Below are 20,922 nucleotides of genomic sequence, written 5' to 3' on the forward strand. Positions count from 1 at the left end.
GGTGATTGTCTTCAAATAACTACGACAGAGCAGGGGAAAAATAGAGTATCCATGATTTCTTGACGCCGCTCAGGGGCTAACATACATCCATCACTATTTAAGCATTCGACGAGAAGTTGAATGATATAGTAATATTGTCTTAGTTTTTCTTTCTCCTGTAAGTTAAAGTATCCCTCTTGTCCAATATGATGCCGTGTTTTAGCCACTTCTCTGGCTTTATCGGCAATTTCTCTCGTCGTCTCATCATTCGGGAATTTTCCATTCAGGCGTTGTAAGAGTGTTCTGAGTAGTTCTCGTTCTTTCATGGCTAATTCCCCTGAATTTAGAGCAATTTTGATGGCGAACAGCATCACGGTGTTCGCCGATTTAGCAGCGGTTATTTTTTTTGTCGGCTCAGATATTTTGTTATCGTAGTTTTGGGCTATGGAAAGGGCATCTTTTAACGTTACTCCTGGTAACATACGAGTCAGAAAACTGGCACAAACTAACTGATTAGCTCGTCGATCCAATTGCAAGGCAACCGAGCGATTTTCATCAATTTCAAAGTCAATATCAAAGTAAAACGCTCGCACAGCCGCCGTTTTAATCCCAGAAAGTTCTGGCGCTGCAGCCAGCTCACAGACTTGGGCTAAGAAACTCTGAAACTTATCTGATCCAGCCAGCAGTTGATCGGCTCGCTGCTTGATAGATAATAACAAAATCGAAGCATCTCGTAGCATCTCAGCCATCAAAAGGAAGACTTCTCGCCAACGCCGCTCCGTAACATATTGCATCAGTTGTGCCAAGGCGGAGTCCAAAGCATTACTATGAAAAACGATTTCTTGGGCAACGAAATATTCATGAAAGGTGAGGTGGGAAAAGGAGTAAATGCCTTTGGCTCGCTCAACTAATAAACCATGTTGTGCTTCAATAGAGTGTAAAATAGCTTCACTATCGAGTTGGAGGTATTCAGGCTCAGAGCTAGTCTTGGGCAGTTTGCGAATATAGTCGGCAATAAATTGTTCAACAAAGGATTGCCTAAAGAAGTAATCTTTGTGCTGGAAGGTGATCAGCGCCAGTTGACTGAGCAAATCCTCTTTGCGTTGAGGGGACAATTTTTTATAGGCTTGATCTCTGTGAATACCACGTTTAGCATCCCATTTTTTCAATAGAGCATCAATCCCTTCCTTATACAATTCAGAACGGGTACTTGGACAATCTCCTGATTCTTCAAATGCTAGACAAACGAGAGTGAGAAGGAGTGGACTTACGGCGAGCTGTTGAACTCGAGAGTTCTCGGCTAGGTACTCAATCAATCGACTCCCACTGATTGGCTTACCGTTAAACCACTTGTTGATAAATGCCTCAACTTGATTTTGATCAAAGTCAGCTATTTCCACCTCTGTAAACTTTTCAAAAGTGTATTCCCAGGCGGCAATACGACAAGTCATGACAAAGTGGTTATGCCAAAATTGTTGAGAAAAGTCCCGAATCTCTTTGATCACGCGATCGTGATCTTCTGCTCTGATTTCATCTAAGCCATCTAAGAGGATTAATGCCTTACCATAGTGAAAAAGGGTGGAAAAATCACTTATCCACTGATCGTGGACAATTGGGCTGGTTCTTGGCAACGCTTGGTTAGCCACTTTTTGGCTAATGTATTCCAGCAAACTCGGCTTACCTTCTGCCTCCGCAAAGTCTTTCAATGTGACGAAGATAGGGACTCGTTCAGTTTCAAAGTTTCCGGCATTGCATTGAATCGCCAAGTATTTAAGAAAAGTGGTTTTACCCGCACCCGGTTTGCCCAAAATAATTAACTTCTGGTAGGTTTGCACCGCTGCCAACCCGGATATCCGTTCTTCTGTAATCTTGCCTAAGCCAAAGCGATGGAAGTCATCAGCGTCACATTCCTGTAAAAGTTGTTCAATCCGTCTGTGTTTGCGCCCCGTAATCTGCTCTAGGATATTCACGTTGGTGTAAATATCGTTAACTTCAATAGGGTGAGACATATCCAGTACTCGCATCGTGCCGCATTGTTCCCGAATACTGGAATAGACTTTCTGGCGCAAATCCTGTATAAGGATATCTAGGTCAGTCCTATTATCGGGGTTGCTCTGAGTTGGATTCGATGCCACTATTGGATGAGAAGACATCGATAAACCAGCAATGTCTTGCCAATCTAAATCCAGATGTTCGCAAATCTTGATAAAGAGTGGCTGCGCCACAGGCTTTCCCTTAAAGAAATTCGTGATCGGCTGCCGACTACAGCCCACTCGAAGTATCAAGTCCTTCTGCATTAAATCGGCGCTGACTAGGGCTTGTTTGGCAACTTGAATTCCATTTGTGGATGCTTTGAGTGACGGCTTTGCCATATATATGGAATACCTAAATTTTGCAAAAGTGATCTTATCGTAATAGTGTAACAAATATAGAGGATAAACAGTCTTTCGCCTGACATGACTCAGTTAAAATCTACTTGAATTCGCCAAAGTCGTTGATATAAATATGCCCAAAAAGTGCAGAATAAACTTTAGGTTTAATGAGGCTAATTAAAATTGCTTAAGTCAGTCATTGTTTTGGAAAAATAGGATTAAAGATAATTTTTTATAAGTGCAACTATTCCCCGACAGCTTATCGATAATGACAATCGTAATCAAGTTTCATCAAATGCCTTAACACCTACTACTTATTCAGCAAGCCCTAACTAATCTTTATCCCCAACTCCCTGATTGAGATAGGACTTACGCATAGCCTCTATCTATAGCGTGCGTTACGGTTCGCTAACCCACTATTGGAACTATATATGCTTAATCGGCGTAAGTTCTGTGATAATCGCCTGGATGTTAAGTTTTATAACAAACATTGCTCTTTGGCATAAAATTACCCTTAACCGTCAGAATTTATAAACAAAGGCTGAGCAATGGCTTACTGAAAATGGTACAAAATACTAAGTATATTGACTCATTGACAAAAAGCACATCCGTTAATGTTTTATTAAATAGATTTAAATAGGATTTAAATAGGATTTAAATAGAACATGCTTGACAAAAACCTAGGCAAAAGATAAACTTATCTCATTTATTACATAGGATTTAGCCTAATATGGCAATACAAATGGGTACTATCTTGATCAACCGCTATCAAATTTGCCAGGAACTCAGTCACAAAGCGGGACGACGCACATTATTGGCACAGGATCTTCACGCTCAAAAATTAGTGATTGTCAAAATTCTGCAATTCGACCAAGGTTTCCAGTGGGATGATTTGAAACTATTTGAACGAGAAGTGAAAACCCTGCAAAACCTCAATCATCCAGCGATTCCCAAGTATCTGGATTACTTTGAGCTTGAGACTGAAAATATTCATGGTTTTGCTTTGGTACAAACCTATATTGATGCTCCTTCTTTAGAAGCAGCAATTCAGAATGGACGGAAATTTTCTGAAACAGAGGTGATCGAATTAGCCGAGGGACTGTTGGATATTCTCATCTATATCCACGGGCAAATACCGCCAGTAATTCACCGTGATATCAAACCGAGTAATATCCTCCTCACTAACCGTTCTGGCAACAGTATTGGCGATATCTATTTAGTAGACTTTGGCTCCGTACAAACGGTGGCAAGTAAAGATAGCGGTACGATTACTATCGTCGGTAGTTATGGTTATATTCCGCTGGAACAATTTGGTGGAAAAACAACCATGGCGTCGGATTTGTATAGTTTAGGGATGACTCTAATTTATTTAATTACAGGTGTCCATCCAGCCGAACTGACTCAGGTTAATGGACAGGTTAAATTCGATAGTAGTGAGATTAGCCGTAAGTTTTCAAGGTGGTTAGAGAAGATGACACATCCTCATCTTGATCGACGATTTGACTCAGCTAAATCAGCACTGACTGCGCTGAAATCAGAAGATGGAAGCAATGGAGATTATCTCAATCTTCGACCCGCTGGGAGTAAAGTTGAACTGTACCGCGATCGCGATCGACTGAAAATAGTAACTTTAGGTATTGATGTGTCAACAGAGAGTTCCTGTGTTAGCGTTGTTGGCATTTTTTCGACAATTATAGTTATTTTTATTGTGGTTTTTAATTTGGGTGTCACTGGATATATTTTCACGGTATTCGTTGGAATATTTTTGCTTATCTTTGGTACTATACATATTTTAAATAAAGTTAAATATCCGCGTCATACAATCATGTGTATTGCTCGAACTGCCAGTATACGTATAGGGACTTTTCATGAGCGATCACAACCTATTCAATGGCAAACACAATGGTCTCATTTTAAAGACATTAATCTTTTGGCGTACAATCCGGGATACAAATTTGATCGCTATTTAGATGAGCAAAGGCAAGTAATACAAAGAGGAACCGTTATTGTTCCTCCAAGTTTATCTATCTATGCTGGAAATATTGAATACAAAGTCGGGAATAATCAACTCTCTCAAGCAGAGTTATTGTGGCTGGGAAAGGAATTAAGTGATTTCCTAGATTTGGAAATGCAAACAATTTACCCGACTCCAAGAGTGCCACCAGAACCGCCTAGTTGTGGGGGCTGTTAGTCTTATTAGATAGAGGAAGTAGTCATGACACCAGAGCAGGAGGACTTATATGCGCGGATATGTGAATTTAAATTAGATCAGCCATCAGCTAGCTTTCCTTTTTCGGCTAAATTATCTTGGGAATATCAGTGGACAGGAATTTATACCTATCGAGCAATTCAAGAGTACAAAAAATTTGTGTTTCTGGTGATGGTGGCTGATCAAGTATTATCTCCTTCTACAGTAGTTGATCGAGTCTGGCATCTCCATCTACTTTATACCCAGTCTTATTGGGATGAATTTTGTGGCAAAGTACTCCATCGATCATTGCACCATGTACCAAGTTTAGGTGGAAAAGAGGAGGGACTCAAATACTACGATCAATACTGTCGAACCTTAGCAATCTATCGTTGTTATTTTGGTCAACCCCCCGCAGATATTTGGAATCCGCCCAAGTTGAGAGGCGAAGGTGTATCCTTTCAATGGATTAATCGTCATCGATACTGGATTATCCCAAAACTAAATATATTCGCAGTAGGTCAGAAATGCTTGGCAAAGATGTTAACCGTGATCATGAAACTCCTGTAGAGGAGAGATATAGCAACCGCTATAGCGGTTAGGACACATCATTTAGTAGAGACGTTCCGCCGGAACGTCTCTACAACAGTTCGGAACGTCCTAATCGAGGTGTCTACTGCTATATCGGTAGCTTTTTTCAATAGTCAATAGTTATGAAAAAATTAAAGAAAATGAATGAAAATCATTATATTGGCTTACTACTGATCTGGCTGGTATTTGGTGTTGAACTCCTGATCCAGCCCACAGAGATTAACCGGGGACAAAGAGTGCGATCGCGTTCGTTTCGTCAGGAAGACAGTTTGTTAGTCAGTCGATAATCACGCCTACATGCAAATGTCAGTTACACGGCGGGTAAACGCACCTGAAAGCAGCTTCCCACGCCAACCTGACTCGTCACCGTGATTTTCCCGCCATGACGCTGCGCGATCGCAGCCGCAATAGCTAAACCCAACCCTGTCCCCCCCTCGCGCCGAGAACGGGCTTTGTCCGCCCGCCAGAAGCGATCAAACACAAAGGGTAATTGTTCTCGCTCAATGCCAATTCCGGTATCTTTAACACTCACAATAGCAAAACGATTAGTTTTCGCTAAAATCAAGTCTACTTTCCCTTGAGTCGGCGTATATTGAATCGCATTTTCCAGCAAGTTACAAAATAAACGACTCAGTTGTGATTCATCCCCTACCACAGAAACTGTGGCTAGCCACTGAGACTGGAGTGTCACCTCTTTACCTTGTGCAAAAGGTTCTAATAACTCCAGCAAGTTCTTTAAAATATTATTCAGAGAGATTGTACTTTTCTCACGGCTAGGCGTTGATATCTTACTATCGTTTCGCGCTAAAAAAAGTAAGTCTTCTGATAAGTGACTCATCTGATCCGTAGCACTCGCGATCGCCGCTAACTTTTTCGCATCTTTGGGATGAATTCGTTCCGGATGATTTCGCATCACATCAACCGATGCTTTAATCGCCATCAAAGGGCTGCGTAACTCATGAGAGGCATCCGCCGTAAACTGCTTAAGTTGCTGAAAACTTTGCTCAATTGGCTCCACAGCTTTCTGTGTCAACCACAATCCACCCAAACCTACTAAACCTAACCCCATAACACCACCCATTCCCAATCCCCACAGCATTTGGCGTTGGACAATTTGGATATCCTCCATCGATTGCGAGGCGCGAATATACCCTTCTAGAGAGGGCTGATTGGGAGTTGAGCCATCTTTAAACACAGAAATGGTATACGTGCGAACCTGTCTAGGCTTTTGCTTTTCCTCTTGAGTTTGAGAACCGACTCGGAGTCGAGAGTCCAACTCTAGAGCGCCTCGACTTGCCAAAAGTTGACCCTTGGCATCAAACCATTCTAAGCTTTGCTGATCCCGATTAAAAATATCACGCCAGGGAACCGCATCCACTTGATTAAGATATTGAGGTCCCTTCATTTTCACAGGCGTAAACGAGGCGGCGGCGGCTTGAGCCAGAGTCAATAGTTTTTTATCCAGTTGGTAATAAAGATTGCGGCTAACAAAGACATAAACTCCCGTGCCAAAGAGACTCAAAATTGCTGCCATTACAGTTAGGTAAGACAACAATAGACGCCAGCGCAAACCTTGAAACATTCTAAGAACCGTAGAGACGTAGCATCCTACGTCTGAGTTTTGATTGTGTAGGGGCGGGTTTATGTGCTTTCGTTTCACTAGGTATAATAACATTTATTCAAAACCCGCCCTGACCGAGCGTAGGGGCGGGTTTTACCGATAACCTTGAGGAAAAAACCTCTAACTGAACTCAACCCGCCCTGACTAACTTATGATGTTTGAATTATAAATCTTTCCCAATCACCAATCACTGTTTCAAACGATAACCCAAACCATAAACCGTTTCAATCAAATCACTGGGAGCGCCGCCAGCTTCAAGTTTCTGTCGCAAACTGCGGATATGCGCTTTCACCGTCGCTTCTTCCGGGAGTCGCTCAAAGGGCCAAAGATGTTCTAAGATTTGAGCGCGGCTAAATACACGACGACCATGGCGCAAGAAAAATTCTAACAACGAATATTCTTTGGGTGAAAGCGATAAGAGGCGAGCTTCATAAAAAACTTCACAGGTACTTGGATCTAACCGTAGTTTACCCCACTCCAATACCGGGGGGGCGGTGGAAACACCCCGACGTAGTAAGGCTCGAATGCGAGCTGATAACTCTTGCAGGTCAAAGGGTTTAACCAAATAGTCATCAGCTCCTGCATCCAATCCCACAACCTTATCCGTAATTGTATCCTTAGCCGTTAGCATCAGAATCGGAGTGCTACAGCCTTGGGAGCGTAGTCGCCGACAAAGTGTAATCCCATCGATTTTGGGTAACATAATGTCGAGCAAAATTAAGTCATAGGTGACAGAATCAGCGAGATTGAACCCTTCCTCTCCATCATGCGCCACATCGATCGCATAATGTTGATCGGTGAGATCTTCTTCTAGGGCATCGGTAATGCGCTCATCATCTTCCACGAGTAAAAGTCTCATCTCTGACACCTGTTACTTAATAGAACCTATCGCTCCCAAGGTAAGCTGTTCACGTTCTGATCAAGCTAGGTTTAGGGCGTAGCCTCACCGTCTTCTTCTTCCTCTCCAGGCATAGCCTCTTCCTCTCCAGGCATAGTCTCTTCCTCTCCAGGCATAGCCTCTTCCTCTCCAGGCATAACCTCAGTTTCACCTGCTGGAGTTGGCTCTTCTACACCCGTCTCATCAGGTGTAGTTGTATCAGTCTGACAAGCTCCCAGCAATGATGTCAAACCCAATAACAGTGAAAAAGCGATAATCTTCAGCTTCACAGCATTACCTCCTAAAATTTTCCAAATTCAACCTTCTTACCGGGGTAATCAAGTTGCTTATACCTTTCTACTTGGCGTTCATCGCCGTTAAACCCTTAAACAGCCCTGAATTTTTCGGGTTCATCTGCCAAGTTAAACTCAAAAAGTAAAAAACTCGATAAAACCGCCCAATAGTTTCCGCCTTGCCATAAAACCCGTAGCCACTCCGGTAGGCATCATCCTGTCATGAGTCCGATCTCCGACGCCCTAGCTTCAAGTCATACCAGACGATCATCCCGATAAAATCGATAAAATGAATAATCATCTTGAAACGGATAATCATCAATAACATGATGGATAATACCGCTATCAATCAAAATTTGTCCGATGCGAATCGCTTCTTGTCGAGAACCCTGAGTCCGTTGTGCTAGCCATTCCACGGCTTCTGCACCAATGAAGCATTGAGGATAAAGATTTCCTCGATAGCGGCGGTCTTTTATTTCTACACCATCTGCACCCCGCATCGCTGCAACTAATGCTTCAATTTCTGCCTCGGTTAGGGTTTTAGTTGGAGTGATTGTCCGGGATACTGATCCGGATATCTCAGTCGTAGCCGCGAGGGAATCTTGCGGTTGAGATTGGGAAGTAGGGTTGGATTGATTCCCATTCGTCGGCTCAATTGATCGAGGAGACGATGTTGATGCATCCCGATATAATAACAGGTTAAAAATTTCGTCAAGTTTAGGCGATCGCAGATGTAAATCCCGTTGCGGAAAGGGAATCTCAATCGTATGATGACGCAGACATTCCTCAATCCGATAGTTGAGATCACTTTTAACTTTAAACTGTTTCTTCGGTTCTCCTGTCCACACCAGTAAATCAAAGTCCAGGGAACTCTCCCCAAACCCTTGAAACCATACTTGAGGCGGCGGTTGCAGCAGCACTTCGGGATGATTTTTCACGGCTTCGAGTAACGCGGTTTGGACTTTATCGATATCTGATCCATACGCCACACCCACAGGAATCCGCAGCCGAGAAATCGGATTCCCGTGACTCCAGTTAATTACCTCAGTCTCTAAAAAGCGTGAGTTGGGTACGATAATCGTAACTTGATCTAACGTACAAATCTCCGTACTACGTGCGCCAATGCGTTCTACGGTTCCCAGTAAATCACCGACTTTGACAAAATCGCCGATTTGGATGGGGCGTTCAAAGGTAATAATAATCCCGCTAATAAAGTTATTAGCAATATTCTGAACCCCAAAACCAATCCCCACACCGAGTACACTGGCAAGAATGGTTAAAGATCCAACATCTAAACCCCAAATTTGTAACAGAACAATCAATCCGAGAAAGGTGAGAACATACTGAGTGAGGACAGTAATCACCTCTTGCAATCTTGGTTCAGCTCCGGTGTGGGCTAAGACATAGGATTTAAACAGTTTAGTCAGAGCACTAACCGCAAACCACAATCCAACAGTTAAGCCCAAAAGCAATAGTAATTCTAGGGCAGAATATTTACTACTACCTAAGCTAATCACTGGTGCATTAAGAATGCCAAAAACCTTAGCGATAAAATCGAATAACTCATAGCGCCAAATCCGACTGGCGGGAAACAAATCAGTCACATAATAGGCGATTGCGATCCATAATCCGCCCTGTAACCCTAGTTGGGCAAGGCGTACCATGAATTGGGCGGGATCTTCCCAGGCGTGAAAGGAGGATGTCGGTTGTCCTAGCCACACTCTCAAGCGATGAGACACCCATTTGCCCAGAAACAGTAAACCCAGATGAATCGCGATCGCAACCAGTATCGCCCCAAGGACAAAGCCTAACGCCTGACGAATATAGGCGGGCGATCGTTCAAATTGGGCTTGTACAAATGCCTTTTCCAGAATTCTCTGCCAAATTCGGGCTTGCTGAAGAGCCGTTAGTTCTGGTAGGACATCCTTGTCGGTTACAGTGAGTAAATGGTCTGACTCAAGCAAGGAAGGAATAGTTAGCGTGGTTTGATCCTCTGTCTGATTCACTTCAACGCTTGCAGGTTGAGAGGATTGCACCGCTTGCGCCAAAATATCGTTGATCCGCTTTGCCCGATTTTCTGCTGTATAGTTATTATTTAAACTTCTTACCTCTAATAAAACGCGACCATCTAGCACGATTGGTGCTTTGTCATTATGATTGGTTGGGGATGTTTGGGCAAAGCTGGGAAATGGGTTCAGTGTTAGCAGCAGCGTCAATAATCCTAACAGGATAAACCGCCAACGTCTTAGAGGGAGCCGGGGGAGCCGGGGGAGCAGAGGGAGCCGGGGGAGCTGGGGGAGCATTTTTAGGGATGGGTTATTTTCACAAATGACTACTAGCGCCGGATTTAAGAAATCACTAATTGGGTAAATTAATTGGATAAATTGAATGCTTCATAAGCCAGGGTGAAGGATTGTTGATCATGTTGACGAAACCTGTTAAAACTTGGTTGTAAGTTCCATAAACTTCTCGATCGACTTGAATATCCATATAGCTACATTTAACAGCAAACTCTATCCAAGTTTGAGTTTCAGCCGCTTCTGCTTCACAGTCATTCAATTTAGCAATAAAGGCAGCTTCATATCGTCTTTTACGCCATGGTTCTGCTAGATTGGCACAAACTGAGCGAGAAGAACGACGAATCTGGTCAGTTAAAGAATATCGCTCCTCTACAGGAAATTTTTTAGATAACTCGAAAATTATCATGGCTGAATCAAACGCCATCTTATAAACTTCTAAATCTCTATGGCTTTTCAACATGTTTCTACTCATCTTCCTCGACTAAACCAAATACTTACTACTCAAATAAACTCTAAGTTAGTCCTCCCCAGCCTTCCCAACTCCCTCAGCTCCCCCAGCTCCCCCCGCTTCCCCAGCTCCCCCAGCTTTATTTCACCAGACGACTACTAGACGGCTCTGTGGGCGAAGGTTGAGGACGCGATCGCTCTAAAATAGTGCTGGCTACTGCCCATGCACCAAATGTGGTTAATAACAAAACCCCTATCCCAATCGCCCAGATCACCACTTTCTTTTGGGGGATAGACTTCATCGACGGTGTAAAACTGGATACATTGGGACTCTGGGCGGTGGCGTTCAGATCATTGCTGTGGACTAAGGTGGCGGTCATTTTATAGGGACCCATCCGTAGGGTATCTTTAAAGGAAATGGGTTGATTGGCTTGGCGCAGGGGTCGCCCATTTAGAAAGGTACCGTTAGCACTACGTTGATCGGTAATATAGATTTGGTTGTTTGCCATCGTAATCAGGACATGAAACCGGGAGATCTCTGGGTTCGCCAGTTCTAACCGAGATACCGACTCTCCTCCCCAATACTCTGGCATTTGATCCAATTCTCGACCGATCGCGATCGGTGCAGCTAAGAGCGATCGCTTAACTTCCCCCATTTCTGGATCTTCCCAGGTTAATTGAATATACATAGACGTGGTAGACCTCGAACACCTGTTATAGTAATGGTTCGCGTTTTTTGAGTGATAATGTAGACATTTGCTGAAACCGCAACGCCTGTTGTCACGTCAAATTTTTTGGGTCGTCGATTCAACAATCGGGTAAAGGATTCTGAATAAGGATAATGATGATTAGGTCACTATCAAAATCATATCGTTAAAAATAATTAAGATAGTAGGTCAAGGCTTCAGTTTTCCTGTAATGAGCGGTAGGGCATGAGCTTCAATCTTTTCCGTCGATTTCAATCCACAAATACGGATCAACCTCTCGGTGGACGCTATAAAATCGAGTGTCAACTGGGAATAGGCGGATTTGGTCAAACCTTTCTGGCGCAAGATCTCCACTTACCTGGACACCCCCAATGCGTGATTAAGCAACTTAAACCTAAAACCACTGACCCCGCCAGTCTGGAAACCGCTAGACGCCTATTTGACACCGAAGCTCAAGTCCTCTATCAACTGGGTAATCATGACCAAATTCCCCGGCTGTTGGCACATTTTGAAGAGAATCAGGAATTTTATTTAGCACAAGAATTAATTCTTGGCAATCCCCTCACCCAGGAATTTAAAAAAGGTCAGCAATGGTTAGAATCTAAAACTATTGCCTTACTACAGGATATTCTCCAGGTTTTGGCGTATGTCCATGAGCAAAATGTGATTCATCGCGATATCAAACCCTCTAACCTGATTCGCCGCCAACAGGATGGCAAAATTGTCCTAATTGACTTTGGTGCGGTGAAGCAAGTTACCACTCAATTTAGTCATCCTCAAGGACAAACCAATTTAACTATTTCCATTGGTACTCAAGGCTATGTTCCTAAAGAACAGTTGGGTGGACAACCCCGGTTTAGTAGTGATGTGTATGCAGTGGGTATCTTAGGGATTCAAGCCTTAACCGGGACACATCCTCGATTGCTGCGGGAAAATCCGGAGACGGGAGAAATTCAGTGGCGTGATTTAGCCCCTCATGTTAATCTCAACTTGGCAGAGGTTTTGGATCAGATGATTCGGTATGACTTCCGCGATCGCTATCAAACCGCCACCGAAGCCTTAGACGCCCTGCAAAGCCTATCCAGCGATATCCCAGCCTCCGATACAACGCAACGATTACCCGATTCCTCAGACACCACAGCATCGCTTCCAGAACATTCAAAGCCTCTCTCCTTGCAGGAGAGAGGTTTGGAGAGAGGTCTTCCAGATTCCCCAGCCACATCCCCATCAGACACCAGTAGCACTCAGTTACCCGAAACCTGGCGGAATTCTCAACCCGCATCCGGGAGTTCAGTCCCCACGATTGTTACACCCGGTTCCAACCCAAAACGAGGGCTGAATCTGTGGTGGGTTGTAGCAATTTTAGGCATTGTCGGCGGAATTGCTGGAGTCGCGACAACACGGCTGATTCCGCAGTTTACCAGCAAAACGACGAATCAGAGTCAGGAATTAACTGTTAATTCTGCGAACTCTGCAACTCAAGCCTCCCCCAGATCATCCCTTGAATCTTCCTCCACGGAGGAGACAACGACGAATCCCAGTTCAGACTCAGAATCACCTACGTCTGAACAGCCTACTCCTGATACACCAAAACCCAATAACCAATCCTCTCCTGTTCCTTCACCGGAATCAACTCCTTCCCCTTCTGTGAAAAAGTCACCCCCAGTCACTCAAAATCCTGCACCCCCCAAACCAGCAACGTCAACACCAACTCCCGTAGCGCCAAAGCCAACAAAGGTTCAGCCAACACCATCACCTGTTCCATCGGCTTCTCCTTCCCCTAATACCGCCAATGCCAAAACCCATTGGCAACGCTGCTATGATTTAAACACTCAGGTTCGTCCAACCGAAGCGATTCAGGCGTGCGATCGCGCTTTAGCCATTAACCCTGATTATCCGGAAGCGTTATGGAGTAAAGGCGCAGCGTTAGATCAGTTGGGAAGACATCAAGAAGCGCTAAACCTCTACGAAAAAGCCACAACCCTGAAGCCAGATTTTGCCGAAGCCTGGATTAATCAAGGCGTGGCGTTGATTTTATTAGGTCAACCGGAGAAAGCAATTCCGGTTCTTGATCGCGCCACTCAGCTTAAACCCAATTCTGCAAACGCTTGGATTAACAAAGCCGAAGCCTATATGGAATTGGAACGATTTGATGACGCGATCGCATCTTTGAAAAAGGCGTTAGAAATTCAACCTAATAATGAATATGCTGCAACCATGTTAATCGCAGCCGAGGCGAAGAAATGACAGTACATTATGACGCAAGATCCTTACTTCAACGGTTTGATGAGATAGGATTGCCTATATTCTCAACTAGGGGCAATACTGCTCGGTTAAGAACAGTATACGGGAATGAAACCCTTGAAATATCGTGGTTCATCGTTCCCAAAAAAGGCTTATCCGAGCAGTATTGAGCAGTATTGAAACCAGAGGCTTGTGTATTTCCGTTGCTATGCCGTGCGATCACTTGTGTTAGCCTGTATGTGTTGTATAGACAAAACAGCCAATGAAAGCTAAGACGGCAACGATAAGGATAGAGCCTGAGCTATGGGAGCAATTTAAGCAGGAAGCTCGTAAGCAGGGGCGTACAGCCAGCGATGTAATAATCGATTTTGTACAGCAATTCGTTGAAAACTCGCAAGGCAAGCCACCCAAGCCCGTTGCCATTGGTCTATTCACTGAAGATGAGATTAGAGAGATTGTCAATCATGAGCTAGACAAGCGCTAACTTAACCGATTGTCAGTAACCCTACTGCTGCTGTTTCTTCCAGGATAGACTTGGGAACACTTCTTGCAGCGGAAATTGTCAGCGTAGGTGATGGCGATCCTACTCGTCACTCCCCTGAATCTAAACATTTTTATCAAAAGTTATAGATTGACTTACATAAGGTATTCTAAACATAGTTCAAGAAAAACATGGTTCAATTAAAATCTTCTAACGAGAAAAAGGAAGAGTTCAGTTATGCGTATATCCATGCCGTTGCTTCAGTTGCGGGTTATGCTGTAGAGAAAAAGAGAAGAATGATGGACAATTCGGGAATTGATTTAACTATAGAGACCCCTGGGGAAATAGGCGAAATACTATATCCAAAATTTGACGTTCAGGTCAAATGTACATCAGCAGATATTCTTCGCAATGATTTTTTGAGTTTTCCTTTAGAAGTTAAAAATTATAATAAACTAATACACCCACGTCCCTTAGTACCACAAGTTTTAATCGTTGTTGTCGTTCCTAAATCTATAGAAAAATGGATCAATATATCAGAAGAAGAAACCTTGATGAAGAAATGTGGATATTGGACTTCTCTTAAAAATAGACCATCAACACAAAATACGGAAACGATTACGGTAAAAATACCAAGGATGAACTTATTTACACCTTCATCTCTTAATGAGATAATGAAAAAAATTAGTATGGGTGAAGATTTATGAATTCACTTCAAATCTACTCAGGAATAAGAGAAATTGATTTAGTAGAACCATCCTCTTTAGAGGAGTATTTAGTAGAACATGGATGGGAAAAAGACCAAGAAATAGACAACAGGGCGTCAATATGGTCAATTCAGAATGGTAATGGCGCAAAAAAGTACCAACTTCTTTTACCATTAGATCAAAATCTTCCCGATTTTGAAGACCGAATGATAGAAGCTTTAAAAACTCTTGAATTTGTCGAGAGACGACCAATATCAGAGGTAATTTCTAATATAATAAATGCCTCTAAAATAGCAAATGAAAAACAAAGGGAAATTTTTAGTCTAAAATTTAAGTTTTTAGAAAATACCAAAAAAAGAGAAGTTCCCGCTAAGGAGATAGGGTCTGTCTTAACATCTTTGCAAGATTTATTTAATGCCGTTGGGCAGCTTGAATCTGGGAGAGAAACGAAAATCTCAAAAGAAGTAGTTGAAAAAAGTCAGCTTTCTTTATTTGAAACTTTTAAAGGTTCTTTTGGTGTAAAGCTAGCTCTAGCTCCACATCCCAGCCAACTTAACTTCTTGGAAAGACCTTTGGGAGAAAGGGTTTCGGAAAGTTTTTTAAGGCTAATAAAAAACAGCAACCAAAAAGATAAACAAAAATTAAAAGAAGAGTTAATTAGGTTAAGAAGAAAATCTGCGGCGAAGTATAGAAAATTTTTAATGTCACTAATAAGCTCAAAAGCGAATTTGTCTGTAGATTGGGGTTCGGTAAATCCCGAGAAAGGAGAATATGCCGAATTAGATTATTCAAATGCAATTGAGACGATAGAATTTATAAACAAAATGGAGGAGGAAGAACCAGAAGAATTCGATATTTTAGGTGAATTAATTGCAGCAAACAAAAAAAAGAAAAGTTTTGAAATTGAAGATTCTTCAACTCAAGAAAAAATTTCAGGTAAAGTCTTAGATGAGATTCTACTTAATAGCGATATTGAACTCACTATTGGCAAAATATATTTAGCAAGAATTAGAGAAATATCATCAATAAGTCCAGCGACAGGAGAAGAAAAAGTTGAACGCACTATGATATCTCTATGTCCTAGAGATGACGATCTGTAAAAAATCTAAGTATCCTGTCTGTATTCTGAAATTATGCCACACTGATAACTAACTCGCCGAGTAGCAGCTTCTCACCGAGGACTTGGGTTCGAGACTTCAGTTGATGACGCAAACGAACATAATAGTATAGTTAGCTCTATCACTGTCGCTCATCCCCAGTCACCATCGTGTCCCAGGTTGTTCTCGAAAACGTTTACAAAAGCTTTCCTAGTCGCCAGGAAGGGTCAACTGTTGCGCCTGTGACGACAGAACCCTTGCTGACTCCTACGGATGAAGCGCCACTGGTAGCCGTTGATCAATCGTCTCCGTCATCGGGAAGCGTCAATGTTTTGCGGCGGATTAATCTGAGAGTCTACGATGGCGAGTTTATGGTATTGGTGGGTCCTTCGGGTTGTGGCAAAAGTACCCTGTTGCGGGTGATTGCGGGGTTAGAGGAATTAACCGGGGGTAAAATTTGGGTGGGCGATCGCATGGTGAATGATTTACCTCCGAAAGCCCGCAATATCGCCATGGTGTTTCAAAATTATGCCCTCTATCCGCACCTGACGGTCTATGATAATATTGCCTTTGGCTTGCGGCGGACAAGGGTGGGATTAGACTACGAAAAGCCTACCACCGAGAAGCCGCTTTGGGTGGAGAATGCTTTAATTAGGATAACGCGATCGCTTCCCAAACAATGGCGTTATTTCTCCGATCGCGAACGGGCGATTGATGATCAGGTGCGTTATGTCGCCAAACTCCTACAAATTGAACCCCTGCTGAATCGACACCCCAAACAGCTATCTGGGGGACAAAAGCAACGAGTCGCCCTAGGGCGTGCGATCGCCCGGAATCCCCAAGTCTTTCTCATGGATGAACCCCTCTCCAATCTCGACGCCAAACTCCGGGCGGAAACCCGCAGTCAAATTGTGCGCTTACAACGCCAATTAGGAACCACCACCCTCTATGTCACCCACGATCAAACCGAAGCCATGACGATGGGCGATCGCATCGCGGTGATGAATCAGGGGGAAATTCAGCAAATCGCCCCTCCCCTAGAACTTTATAACTACCCCGCCAATCGCTTTGTCGCCGAATTTATCGGTTCACCGCCGATGAACTTTATTCCGGTTCAATTTAAAGCGCCACTCTTGATTCAGCATCGCCAATTTCGACTCACGCTTCCAGAGATTTGGCAACCCTTTCTGCAAGACTATGATGGACGGTCTTTAATTCTAGGAATTCGTCCCGAACATTTGAGTGTAAGTGTTCCCGCCCCCAAAAACTTATCGGTTACTGTTGAACAAGTCGAAGCCTTGGGAAATGATACCTATTTATTAGTCAAACTGGATCGCAAAACCCGGTTACAAGCCAGAATTCCCGCCGATCATGTCGTCAAATTCGGCGATCAAATTTGGTTATCGATTAATGCTGATAAAGTTCATTTCTTTGACGATAGAACAGGTCAAGCGATTCGATCTAATTAGCTGAATCTTCACGGCATCTAGCGCAACGTGAGCCATGTCACGTCTGTAGGGGCGGGTTTCACTATTATCTTTTCGGTTGCACCCAGATGTAACTAAACCCGCCCAGACTCAGGATAAATTCATCAAAGGTGTAGAGTTGGGGTTGAGTTTGGGGTTGAGTCATAAGCGCTATAAATCGATAATTTCTGCTTTGTAATTCATTGTTGTTCTCAAAAATAGTAGAAGAGATTTTACAGGTTTAATGGGCGCAAGCCTTGCGCCCCTACGGTTTCTACCCAAGGGAAAATCATCCGGTAGCTTCTCCCCGGTAATTGTAGGCTTGGCTGTTACCATTGTCATCACCTATCCTCTCCCTATTCGTAAACCCTATTGTAGATAAAGATAAAGCGCGATCGCAGAAATTGATACACTCAGTTAAACAATAGATAACCTTGTTCTATTCTTTCATCTCCTCTGCGTTCCTCTGCGCTTCCCTCTGCGTTCCTCTGCGTTAAATCAACTACCAAATTGTCCCATCAACTCCCTCAAGAATCATGAACACGATTCAAACGCAGCCGGAAATATTGACAATACAAATCGCATCGAGGCGTAACCTCATTCCCTTGAAGATTCACCAATCCCATACTATGTAACTTAAATCCTTGCATCGGTTCCAATTGTATCGGAGAATTAGCCGTAACCACCTTCTTCAACGCCGTAGCCAACTCCGGATGTTGGGATAAATTCCATAAATGTCGCCGCAAATGATCACCATACAATCCAGCATCGGTTGGTGCTGTTGTTAACAGTTGTGCTAACGTAATCTCTTGACGTGCGATCGCGTACAGCGCCAGTCGGACTAAATAGGGATGACCCCCAACCATTGCCATTAATTGTTCTACCTGATTTGATTCCCAGGCTAATCCGTGACGCTGGGCTAAATCTTGGACTTGTGCGGCTGCAAATTCCGGTAAATCAATCGGTAATCCCACATTAAATGGAGACTGATTAATATCCATGGGAATATAGGCTTCCGTCGAATGCACCACAACTAATCGCAATTTACGCCATATTTCCCGATTTTTCGCCTCTTCATGCCACGATCGCAACAAACCAAAAAAGTCAGCGGTGAGTTCAGGATAATGAAACACCCGATCCACTTCATCTAATCCTAACACCAAGGGGGTGGCAATCGTTGCCAATAAATACCGCTCAAAATAGGACTTACAACTCACCTTACTACCAAACGTCTGACTCCAATACTTATCCAAGCGATCGGGTAATTCCAGTTCTAAAGTAATCACCGCACAAAACCACTGTAAGAAGCGATCTAAATTCGTAAAAACATTACTATCCGCTAGTTGAAAACTTAACGGAACGGTGGCATAATTAAGCTGAGTACCTCGATGTAAAATCCGTGCCATTAACGAGGTTTTTCCCATTTGTCGCGGCGCTTTAATTCGGATTAAGGAACCGGGTTTAGCCACCGCTTCATAGCAACGCTGTTCAACACCAGGGCGTTCCACATAAAACGCCGAGGCTAATTCGACTTGTCCCCGTGGTAATTCCGGTTCAGCGACAGGTTGAGGCGGATGATTGGGGGTGAGGGAATAGGGACTGGGAAACGTCGAGGATTTCTGATCAGCGTTTGTTTTAGTAGTGGGTTGATCAGTAGAGAGCCAATCCCGAACTAAATTTAACACAATCGGCGTATCTTCAGGCGATCGCCATTCTTGCTGGGACACCCCTTTGAGATAACCGCGTAAGTCATGGTTGAGTAATGTCCAAGGGCAATTAATCCGAATCGTCAAAATATCGGGTTTCCCCTCCGGGTGTTGATCCCGTCGCCGTTTTGCCCATTGCACCTCTTCGGTTACCATCTCACTCGACGCCGCCAGAGGGGATAATAATAACACCACGCGATCGCAACGGTTTAATTCGGCATAAATTTGCTGCAATCCCTGGGTTGCCATGCGGAGACTACCATTAGCAATGAACACCTGACACCCTTGGGTAGTTAACGCCGTTTCTATTTGTATAGCAAGGCTTTTATCCGGATCAGTGCCACAATGATAACTCAGAATAACCTGAGGTTGATTTGTCGCCGCCAGCGTATCTCCAGGGATTAAATTAGGTAAATTGTGGGCAATGGCAGTAATTAACTTAGAACGGTGAGATGATCCTTTATCTTCGTCATTGTTTAGGGCAAATATCTGACAGATATTCTGGATGTGTTTTCGCACCGTTCCTTGAGAAATACAGAGTTCTGCCGCAATTTCTCCATCATTCTTTCCGGCGACAAATTGCTGTAAAACTTCCTTTTGTCGCGGCGTGAGTTTGGTAAATGCGTTGGTGAACTCTTGCTGATCCATTATCCTGAGAAACAGTCATAAATAAATTGTAACGGCAGGTTGATCCATTCTGACAAGATTGTACCCAACACCATTATTCTTATAACTCCTCACCCTTGAGGCTTTTCTTTTGCTGAACGTAGCTCTGAAAATCAGCGAGGGTCAATTCATCCAACCACTGGTGTCGCTCGACCGTGTAATCTCCATAGCCGACTTCCAATTGTTGCAGGAAGCGGAGCATTCCTACCACCCCTAAAGAGTCAACTAAAGCTTGATATCCTTGTTTTCTCAATTCAGCTAATTTCATTACTATCCTCCTGTAAAGTTGCCATCAACCAAATCACGGGATTTTCTACCGTTACGTTGATTGAATCTCTATAGTGTTGAGCTTTTCGCAGCAGCCTGTCATCGGTAGTCAGGAAAACATCAGCGCCCCCCGCTTCAGCAAAAGCCAGATGTAAGGCATCATAGAACTTAAAACCCAGTTTTATCAAGGTGGTGGCTCTCAATTCAATTGCCTCGCTGGAAGGAAGTAGGCGGGTAGCAACGGATAAGATGGAGTCCAGTTGCTCTTTTTTGAAGGGGTCTGGATTCCTACTGATTTCAAAAGCAATGGCATCGCTGTTGAGTAACACCCATTTCTCCTCCCGACATTTTTGCAGGAGAGAAATCATCGCTTCCGCTTCTAGGCGAATTCTAGATTGTTGCAGGTCGTCAAGGGGTCGGTTGAGACAACAAACGTCGGCATAAATGACAGGTGGTTGCACCATGAGCAAGTTTTCGGTAACAGCATGGCTCCAAATACTGACCCTCTCAAATCTTCTCACCCGCCCTTATTCGTAAGTAGTCAGACAGTAGTCAGACAAAATTAAAGTTAACGGTTGAGATTAGGTAACTTTTAACAGGGAACAGTAACGATTTGAGACTCCTTAACATTTCTTCGTACAGTGTACAGAATTTATGTCCAGTTACTTAATTTTAGTTGTCGTTGTCGGCAGAGGACGGAGGAACAAAAGGTTCCTCAATGTCCCCCTTTAGATCCCCTGACAGGTGTAGGTTTTTTACTGTGCGGTTGGGGCAAGACAAGGGGGACAAGGTGACAAGAAGACAAGGGAGGAAAACCGTACAGAATTTTGTTCTGTCAAGCTAACTGTAAAAAGCCGAAACGCCCTGTTTTTCGTGAAAAAGCTTCCTTGTCTACTGGTCTACTTTCCTTCCT

Annotated in this window: 18 protein-coding genes; 8 read left to right on the top strand and 10 right to left on the bottom strand. The window is 43.5% G+C overall.

Going from position 1 to position 20,922, the window contains the following annotated elements; genetic code table 11:
• Window positions 1-11 precede the first annotated feature (11 nt).
• Window positions 12-2,351, bottom strand: a complete 2,340-nt coding sequence (locus RIG66_RS21890) for an NACHT domain-containing protein (protein ID WP_446380842.1) — start codon at window positions 2,349-2,351, stop codon at window positions 12-14.
• A gap of 730 nt (window positions 2,352-3,081) precedes the next feature.
• On the opposite strand from RIG66_RS21890, the gene RIG66_RS21895 reads away from it, so the two are divergent.
• From RIG66_RS21895 to RIG66_RS21905, 3 genes are all read left to right on the top strand, one after another.
• On the top strand, window positions 3,082-4,542 hold the full coding sequence (locus tag RIG66_RS21895; RefSeq protein ID WP_446380843.1) for a serine/threonine protein kinase: 1,461 nt from the start codon (window positions 3,082-3,084) through the stop codon (window positions 4,540-4,542).
• Between the two features lie 24 nt (window positions 4,543-4,566).
• Entirely contained in the window at window positions 4,567-5,109 is a 543-nt protein-coding gene (locus RIG66_RS21900) for a glycine-rich domain-containing protein (RefSeq protein WP_446380844.1), read from the top strand.
• Between the two features lie 161 nt (window positions 5,110-5,270).
• Window positions 5,271-5,417, top strand: a complete 147-nt coding sequence (locus tag RIG66_RS21905; protein ID WP_446380845.1) for a hypothetical protein — start codon at window positions 5,271-5,273, stop codon at window positions 5,415-5,417.
• Window positions 5,418-5,440: 23 nt separating this feature from the next.
• On the opposite strand, the gene RIG66_RS21910 is transcribed toward RIG66_RS21905, so the two are convergent.
• The 6 genes from RIG66_RS21910 to RIG66_RS21935 form a co-directional block, all read right to left on the bottom strand.
• Window positions 5,441-6,712 (bottom strand): sensor histidine kinase, encoded by a 1,272-nt coding sequence (locus RIG66_RS21910; RefSeq protein WP_446380846.1) that lies wholly within the window; start codon window positions 6,710-6,712, stop codon window positions 5,441-5,443.
• Between the two features lie 226 nt (window positions 6,713-6,938).
• Entirely contained in the window at window positions 6,939-7,610 is a 672-nt protein-coding gene (locus RIG66_RS21915) for a response regulator transcription factor (RefSeq protein ID WP_446380847.1), read from the bottom strand.
• Between the two features lie 71 nt (window positions 7,611-7,681).
• Window positions 7,682-7,918, bottom strand: a complete 237-nt coding sequence (locus RIG66_RS21920) for a hypothetical protein (RefSeq protein ID WP_446380848.1) — start codon at window positions 7,916-7,918, stop codon at window positions 7,682-7,684.
• A 257-nt stretch (window positions 7,919-8,175) separates the two neighbouring features.
• The gene (locus RIG66_RS21925) at window positions 8,176-10,056 is read right to left on the bottom strand and encodes a mechanosensitive ion channel domain-containing protein (RefSeq protein ID WP_446380849.1); all 1,881 of its coding nucleotides are present in this window, start codon (window positions 10,054-10,056) and stop codon (window positions 8,176-8,178) included.
• Between the two features lie 223 nt (window positions 10,057-10,279).
• Window positions 10,280-10,681 carry a four helix bundle protein gene (locus tag RIG66_RS21930; protein ID WP_446380850.1) on the bottom strand — a complete coding sequence of 134 codons (402 nt, stop codon included), beginning with the start codon at window positions 10,679-10,681 and terminating at the stop codon, window positions 10,280-10,282.
• A gap of 127 nt (window positions 10,682-10,808) precedes the next feature.
• The gene (locus RIG66_RS21935; protein WP_446380851.1) at window positions 10,809-11,357 is read right to left on the bottom strand and encodes an FHA domain-containing protein; all 549 of its coding nucleotides are present in this window, start codon (window positions 11,355-11,357) and stop codon (window positions 10,809-10,811) included.
• Between the two features lie 243 nt (window positions 11,358-11,600).
• Here RIG66_RS21935 and RIG66_RS21940 point away from each other — a divergent pair, with 243 nt between their 5' ends.
• From RIG66_RS21940 to RIG66_RS21960, 5 genes are all read left to right on the top strand, one after another.
• Window positions 11,601-13,622, top strand: a complete 2,022-nt coding sequence (locus tag RIG66_RS21940) for a protein kinase domain-containing protein (protein ID WP_446380852.1) — start codon at window positions 11,601-11,603, stop codon at window positions 13,620-13,622.
• 259 nt (window positions 13,623-13,881) lie between these two features.
• On the top strand, window positions 13,882-14,103 hold the full coding sequence (locus RIG66_RS21945) for a hypothetical protein (protein WP_446343790.1): 222 nt from the start codon (window positions 13,882-13,884) through the stop codon (window positions 14,101-14,103).
• Between the two features lie 188 nt (window positions 14,104-14,291).
• Window positions 14,292-14,807, top strand: coding sequence for a DUF4365 domain-containing protein (locus RIG66_RS21950; RefSeq protein WP_446343788.1), 516 nt, complete (start codon window positions 14,292-14,294; stop codon window positions 14,805-14,807).
• Complete coding sequence (locus RIG66_RS21955; RefSeq protein WP_446380853.1) at window positions 14,804-15,907, top strand: hypothetical protein; 1,104 nt, start codon at window positions 14,804-14,806, stop codon at window positions 15,905-15,907. The genes RIG66_RS21950 and RIG66_RS21955 overlap by 4 nt, the downstream gene beginning before the upstream one ends.
• A gap of 167 nt (window positions 15,908-16,074) precedes the next feature.
• Window positions 16,075-17,373 carry an ABC transporter ATP-binding protein gene (locus tag RIG66_RS21960; protein ID WP_446380854.1) on the top strand — a complete coding sequence of 433 codons (1,299 nt, stop codon included), beginning with the start codon at window positions 16,075-16,077 and terminating at the stop codon, window positions 17,371-17,373.
• A 524-nt stretch (window positions 17,374-17,897) separates the two neighbouring features.
• Here RIG66_RS21960 and RIG66_RS21965 read toward each other — a convergent pair.
• From RIG66_RS21965 to RIG66_RS21975, 3 genes are all read right to left on the bottom strand, one after another.
• On the bottom strand, window positions 17,898-19,724 hold the full coding sequence (locus tag RIG66_RS21965) for an AAA-like domain-containing protein (protein ID WP_446380855.1): 1,827 nt from the start codon (window positions 19,722-19,724) through the stop codon (window positions 17,898-17,900).
• A gap of 79 nt (window positions 19,725-19,803) precedes the next feature.
• Window positions 19,804-20,010 carry a hypothetical protein gene (locus RIG66_RS21970; protein WP_446371174.1) on the bottom strand — a complete coding sequence of 69 codons (207 nt, stop codon included), beginning with the start codon at window positions 20,008-20,010 and terminating at the stop codon, window positions 19,804-19,806.
• Window positions 19,997-20,473 carry a PIN domain-containing protein gene (locus tag RIG66_RS21975; RefSeq protein ID WP_446380856.1) on the bottom strand — a complete coding sequence of 159 codons (477 nt, stop codon included), beginning with the start codon at window positions 20,471-20,473 and terminating at the stop codon, window positions 19,997-19,999. Before RIG66_RS21975 ends, RIG66_RS21970 begins: the two co-directional genes overlap by 14 nt.
• Window positions 20,474-20,922 lie beyond the last annotated feature (449 nt).

This window comes from Coleofasciculus sp. E2-BRE-01 (genome assembly GCF_040221695.1).
Taxonomy (GTDB): Bacteria; Cyanobacteriota; Cyanobacteriia; order Cyanobacteriales; family Coleofasciculaceae; genus Coleofasciculus.

Excerpts from the sequence above, each read along its gene's own strand:
- RIG66_RS21890 (WP_446380842.1), bottom strand. The coding sequence starts at position 2,351 with ATGGCAAAGCCGTCACTCAAAGCATCCACAAATGGAATTCAAGTTGCC.
- RIG66_RS21895 (WP_446380843.1), top strand. The coding sequence starts at position 3,082 with ATGGCAATACAAATGGGTACTATCTTGATCAACCGCTATCAAATTTGC.
- RIG66_RS21900 (WP_446380844.1), top strand. The coding sequence starts at position 4,567 with ATGACACCAGAGCAGGAGGACTTATATGCGCGGATATGTGAATTTAAA.
- RIG66_RS21905 (WP_446380845.1), top strand. The coding sequence starts at position 5,271 with ATGAATGAAAATCATTATATTGGCTTACTACTGATCTGGCTGGTATTT.
- RIG66_RS21910 (WP_446380846.1), bottom strand. The coding sequence starts at position 6,712 with ATGTTTCAAGGTTTGCGCTGGCGTCTATTGTTGTCTTACCTAACTGTA.
- RIG66_RS21915 (WP_446380847.1), bottom strand. The coding sequence starts at position 7,610 with ATGAGACTTTTACTCGTGGAAGATGATGAGCGCATTACCGATGCCCTA.
- RIG66_RS21930 (WP_446380850.1), bottom strand. The coding sequence starts at position 10,681 with ATGTTGAAAAGCCATAGAGATTTAGAAGTTTATAAGATGGCGTTTGAT.
- RIG66_RS21935 (WP_446380851.1), bottom strand. The coding sequence starts at position 11,357 with ATGTATATTCAATTAACCTGGGAAGATCCAGAAATGGGGGAAGTTAAG.
- RIG66_RS21940 (WP_446380852.1), top strand. The coding sequence starts at position 11,601 with ATGAGCTTCAATCTTTTCCGTCGATTTCAATCCACAAATACGGATCAA.
- RIG66_RS21945 (WP_446343790.1), top strand. The coding sequence starts at position 13,882 with ATGAAAGCTAAGACGGCAACGATAAGGATAGAGCCTGAGCTATGGGAG.
- RIG66_RS21950 (WP_446343788.1), top strand. The coding sequence starts at position 14,292 with ATGGTTCAATTAAAATCTTCTAACGAGAAAAAGGAAGAGTTCAGTTAT.
- RIG66_RS21955 (WP_446380853.1), top strand. The coding sequence starts at position 14,804 with ATGAATTCACTTCAAATCTACTCAGGAATAAGAGAAATTGATTTAGTA.
- RIG66_RS21965 (WP_446380855.1), bottom strand. The coding sequence starts at position 19,724 with ATGGATCAGCAAGAGTTCACCAACGCATTTACCAAACTCACGCCGCGA.
- RIG66_RS21970 (WP_446371174.1), bottom strand. The coding sequence starts at position 20,010 with ATGAAATTAGCTGAATTGAGAAAACAAGGATATCAAGCTTTAGTTGAC.
- RIG66_RS21975 (WP_446380856.1), bottom strand. The coding sequence starts at position 20,473 with ATGGTGCAACCACCTGTCATTTATGCCGACGTTTGTTGTCTCAACCGA.